This is a genomic window from Candidatus Dependentiae bacterium, from assembly GCA_016871815.1.
In the GTDB taxonomy this organism is placed as follows: Bacteria; Babelota; Babeliae; order Babelales.
Window position 1 is genome coordinate 1 of sequence record VHBT01000038.1, and the last position, 3228, is coordinate 3228.

Here is a 3228-nt window from a genome sequence, read left to right on the forward strand (position 1 = left end):
CTTCAGTTGCTTGAGCTTTTAAAAAACGTTTTCCATTTTCATCTAGATCTGCTGATTCAATTTGGGCCAAAAATCTACGATTGTTATCTATTAGTATTGTGGATTGGTCTATGTCATGGCGATGTTCGGCCGCGGATGTGCGAGCCCCTGCTGCTTCAGTGGTTCTTACTTCACCTTCAAATCTAGAAATAGTGCGACCTCCGCTTAAATAGAGCGCCTGTAATTCAGGGGAGAGTTTTTGATAGTAAGTTCTTTCTTCTGGACTGAAACTAGATTCGTTTCGAACCGCATGAATTGATAGAATACCTGTGAGTAATAATAAAAAAATAAGATTCATAATTTTAAACGTAAAAAAGTATACGGTTAATTTCTAGAATCTTATTTTTGGTTGATTTTTATCAAGATAGTCTGAAATATTTTTTTAGTGAGCCATTTTGCGCAGTCGTTCGACGCGTTCCTGTAGTGTTGGATGAGTGGAAAAGAGATTTAATAAAAAAGATGCTTTGAATGGATTGGAAATAAATAAGTGAGCGGTTGACGTTCTTGCGTACGACTCTTCGCCTTTCATCGCAGGAGAGGCGTGAATTTTTTCGAGTGCAGATGCAAGAGCTAGTGGAGAATGGCTGATTTGTGCACCACATTCATCTGCCAAAAATTCTCGAGACCGAGAGATCGCTAATTTAATAAGTGTTGCGATGATTGGTGCAAAAATAACACCAAGAAGTAATGCGCCCCAATTATTATTTCGATCGTCTCTTCGTCCGCCAAAATAAAGCGACCAGCGAATCATATCAGCGGCATACGAAATTGCGATTGCGATGGTAGCAGCGATAGAGTTGATTAAAATATCGCGATTCAACACATGTGAAAGCTCGTGTGCAGCAACAGCTCTCAGTTCTTCGGCATCAAGGGTACTTAAAATTCCGGTGGTAAATGCAATCGCCGCGTTCTCTGGGTTGCGACCAGTTGCAAACGCGTTCGCGTTGGCTTCTCGAATGATATAAATTCTGGGAACGGGCATTTGAGCGTTTTCACACAGATCGGTCACCATGTTTACCAGTTCGGGGTGAGTTTCTTCGGTTACTTGTTTTGCCGAATACATGCGCAGAACGATTGAGTCTGAATAAAAATATGAAAAAAAATTAATAATCGATGACATGACAAGCGCCCAGGTGAGTCCGCTCATTCCACCAATCATTATGCCAAATCCGGCAAAAACACCATAAAGTGCCGTCAAAAAGAGTAGGGTTCTAAAGTTCATTGAGTTAAACATGTGATGCTCCTTGTATAAAACGAAGTGTTGTTTATCGTTTATTCATACGTTCAGTATCAAACACTTTTGTTGCTTTGGCAAGATTGTCGAGTGCTGCAGAACTATTTCTGTTCTTCTTCATAATCCACATCAAAAATAGTTGGATCATCGGTTACGCCGTCTTTGCGTCTTTTTTTTTCTTGTTTTTCAGGGTGATTTTTTTGTTTTTCCCACCAGGTTGCATCAAAGATTTTAAAGATAATTTGCGAGATAACGTACAAAATAACGATTGGAACAAAGAAAATAAAAATACCTTTGAGCAAGTACCAAATAATAACTAAAAAAAAGATGATCGAAAAAAGGTTTTGTAATCGTTTCATTGGGGCTTGGTTCTACAAATCTTCGTAATCAATTTTAAGGTCATCAGAAATTTCTTGTTCGACAGGGCTCTTTTTGGGCTTTGTGATGGATTGTTTTTTTGCACGTTCGGTGAGTTTTTCAAGCAGCGGTGTTGGCTGAGTTGAACCCTTTTTGAGAGCGATTAATTGACGTGAATCGTCTTGTGCGCTGACTGCTAATATTTCGGCATCTTTTTCTAGCTCGTCTTTGGTCATATCAAACGCTTTGTTGATTTCGCCTTGGAGTCGGTCGATTTTTTTCTGTAGTTTTAAAATCATTTCAACGCCGGCAAGGTTAATGCCAAGTTTGTGTGTGAGGTGAATGATTTTTTCGAGTTGGTCAACATCCTCTTCAGTAAATTGCCTGGTGTTTCCTTCTGACCTATGAGGGGTGATAAGCCCCTCTTTTTCGTACAGACGAATTGTTTGCTGGTGAACTTCAAACATTTTTGCAACAACAGAAATTGAGTAAAACCCTTTGCGACGTTTCATGGTCAGTTCCTCTGTTTTTAACGTTTAAGTACGCTAAAGAACGCCTCTTGTGGCAATTCTACGGTACCAACTTGTTTCATTTTTTTCTTACCTTTTTTCTGTTTTTCAAGAAGCTTCATTTTTCGTGTGATGTCACCACCATACAATTTTGCCGTAACGTCTTTTCGCAGTGGGGAAATTGTTTCACGTGCAATAACTTTTGCGCCGATTGCAGCTTGAATTGCAACTTCGTACTGCTGACGGTGAACAACTTCTTTGAGCTTTTTGGTGAGCTCTCGTCCCATGGTAAATGCTTTTTCGCTGTGCACGATAACCGAAAGCGCGTCAACGGGTTTGCCGTTAAGTAAAATATTCATTTTTACCATGTCTGCGTCTTCGTAGCCTGCTTCTTCGTAATCAAAACTTGCGTATCCTGCGGTAATCGACTTGAGTGTGTCATAAAAGTCGGTAACAATTTCAGCTAGCGGTAGTTTGTAATGCAAGATAATTCGTTCTTCATCAAGGTATGTCATGTCTTTTTGTGTGCCACGACGTTCTTGCGCAAGTGTCATGATGCCGCCAAGGTATTCTTTGGGGGTCATAATCGATGCATTAATAATTGGCTCTTCAATCGTCTCAATCGATGATGGATCCGGAAAGTCTGCGGGATTTTCGATATCCAACATTTCTCCATTTTGGAGCGTAATTTTGTACAGCACGGTTGGAGCGGTGGTGATAATGCTCATGTCATATTCTTGTTCAAGGCGCTGCTTAAACACATCCATATGCAAAAGTCCCAAAAAGCCACAGCGGAAACCAAAACCAAGCGCTGCAGATGTTTCTTTTTCAACCGAAATGCTTGGGTCATTTAAACAGAGCTTTTCGATCGATTCTTTAAGGATCTGAAAATCGGTGGTATCAACAGGATAGATCCCAGCAAAAACCATCGGTTTTGCTGGTTTAAAACCAGGAAGCGCTGCAACCGGATGTCGTGGATCGAAAAAAGTATCTCCGATGTGCGCTTCTTTAACGGTTTTCATGCCGGTGATGATAAATCCTACCTGCCCGGTGTAAAGTGTTTTTGTTGCGATCGGATCCGGATACATG

At 40.6% G+C, this 3228-nt stretch carries 5 protein-coding genes; all 5 read right to left on the reverse strand.

Translation table 11 applies throughout. The annotated features are described in order from the left end of the window. On the reverse strand, nucleotides 1–337 hold a 337-nt coding region (locus FJ366_04205), incomplete at its 3' end, for a hypothetical protein (GenBank protein ID MBM3894769.1). 84 nt (nucleotides 338–421) lie between these two features. Next, the gene (locus FJ366_04210; protein MBM3894770.1) at nucleotides 422–1261 is read right to left on the reverse strand and encodes a protease HtpX; all 840 of its coding nucleotides are present in this window, start codon (nucleotides 1259–1261) and stop codon (nucleotides 422–424) included. Nucleotides 1262–1374: 113 nt separating this feature from the next. Beyond that, entirely contained in the window at nucleotides 1375–1632 is a 258-nt protein-coding gene (locus FJ366_04215) for a hypothetical protein (GenBank protein ID MBM3894771.1), read from the reverse strand. Nucleotides 1633–1644: 12 nt separating this feature from the next. Further along, entirely contained in the window at nucleotides 1645–2142 is a 498-nt protein-coding gene (locus FJ366_04220) for a MerR family transcriptional regulator (protein MBM3894772.1), read from the reverse strand. Between the two features lie 17 nt (nucleotides 2143–2159). After that, nucleotides 2160–3228, reverse strand: a 1069-nt coding sequence (locus FJ366_04225; protein ID MBM3894773.1) for an elongation factor 4, incomplete at its 5' end; no start/stop codon positions are given.

Excerpts from the sequence above, each read along its gene's own strand:
- FJ366_04210 (MBM3894770.1), bottom strand. The coding sequence starts at position 1,261 with ATGAACTTTAGAACCCTACTCTTTTTGACGGCACTTTATGGTGTTTTT.
- FJ366_04215 (MBM3894771.1), bottom strand. The coding sequence starts at position 1,632 with ATGAAACGATTACAAAACCTTTTTTCGATCATCTTTTTTTTAGTTATT.
- FJ366_04220 (MBM3894772.1), bottom strand. The coding sequence starts at position 2,142 with ATGAAACGTCGCAAAGGGTTTTACTCAATTTCTGTTGTTGCAAAAATG.